The 1,556-nt window shown below is 31.3% G+C and carries 1 protein-coding gene and 1 pseudogene; both read right to left on the reverse strand.

Going from position 1 to position 1,556, the window contains the following annotated elements; all coding sequences use genetic code 11:
* On the reverse strand, positions 1-534 hold a 534-nt coding region (locus tag VXQ92_RS17295), incomplete at its 3' end, for an AMP-binding protein (RefSeq protein ID WP_416682652.1).
* 615 nt (positions 535-1,149) lie between these two features.
* Positions 1,150-1,556, reverse strand: a pseudogene (gene abaR, locus VXQ92_RS17300) (LuxR family transcriptional regulator AbaR); the annotation flags it as partial.

Here is a 1,556-nt window from a genome sequence, read left to right on the forward strand (position 1 = left end):
TTTAGGCCAGCCTGTTGAGCCTGAGGTATATTGAAGGAAGCAGATATCTTTTTCAGTAATAAGCGGAAAATCTTTTTCCACCAAGTCACGCTGCAATTCGGCATCAACAGCATGTAATATCAAATTTTCATTTTGAGCTTTTAGTGTGATAAGACCTGCGAGCTCAAGAATCTTTTTTGTCGTGAGTACAATCTTAGGCTCACAGTCATTCATAATATTCAAAATATTAGAAAAACCATTACGGTTAAACGGTAAGCTGACTGGTACTGCAATAATTTTAGCTTTCAGACAGGCAAAGAACGATACGATAAAGTCCAACCCAGGTTCGAACAGCAATACGGCACGGTCACCACTGTCTACAATACTCATTAATATTTGGGCTTGATGTTGAACTCGCTCATTCAAATCTGCATATGTCAGAGATTGAATACCAACAGACTGGCGTCCCAAATACTCAAAAGCGATCTTATTTCCATTTAATTTTGCGTGGGATTCCAAAGTTGCAATGATATTATCCGTACACATTACAGCCATAACTTACTCCGATTAATTATAATTAACCTTTAAAATCTGCTAATTCAGAAACGACATTTCTTGCTAGGTTTCTTAATAAAGAATAAATATACTTTTTATTTAAAATATAAATTCACATTATATTTTATGTGTGAGTGTTATTTATTACACCTGTAAGTGTTTACAGGTTAGTGGTCTCTTATCGAAAATTAAGAAGCTAAATCCTTTATATGAATCATTTTTTGTTCAGTTATATATTTTCAATTTCTTATCATTATTTAAAATTAGCGTCCCACCTATTCTTAATTTAGATACGCACAAGCCAAGATTTTGAAGGTTTTTACTCTTAAACAGTTTCTTTTTTATTACTTTTAACTATAGAGTAAATATTTTCAAAAATTTATAAAAAAATATAGATTAAAAATCAAACTATTATATTTATATAGGCACATATAAAAAATAAATATTTAAGAATACAGCATAAACATAAATAAAAAATTTTATTTTAATATTGAGATATACTTATTATATTTCCTTAAATCTAAAATATTTAATTAACTTAAATCAATCATATAAAACTTAAAATTATTTATTTCTTTTAATTTTAATATTAAAGTCCTGTGTTATTTATACTCTCTACAAAAGCCCTAGCATTACAGCTCGAATAGCTGCTGAAATTTTATTATTTACATTTAACTTTTGCATGGAGTTACTGAGATGGAAATTTACGGTTCTTTCAGTTACCCCAAGAATCTGAGCTATTTCTGCTGACGTTTTGCCTTCGGCAGTCCAACGTAATGCCTCTTTTTCCCTGTTCGTTAAATAAAGATTGAATTTAGCAAACTCTACATCATTTACTATTTTAGCAATGCTGGAATGCACTGTTTGAGTTAACCAGTACATATTCGTATATTGTGCTTTTTGCTCTTTTTCTGATAACTGGTCGTTGGATCTTGCCAGTGTTAGCATTCCTCGGGTCCCAATAAAATCACGGCTTGACTGAGCCCAACCGACATTTAAACCATAAGAACGCGCTTCCTCCC

The organism is Acinetobacter sp. 228 (assembly GCF_048147885.1).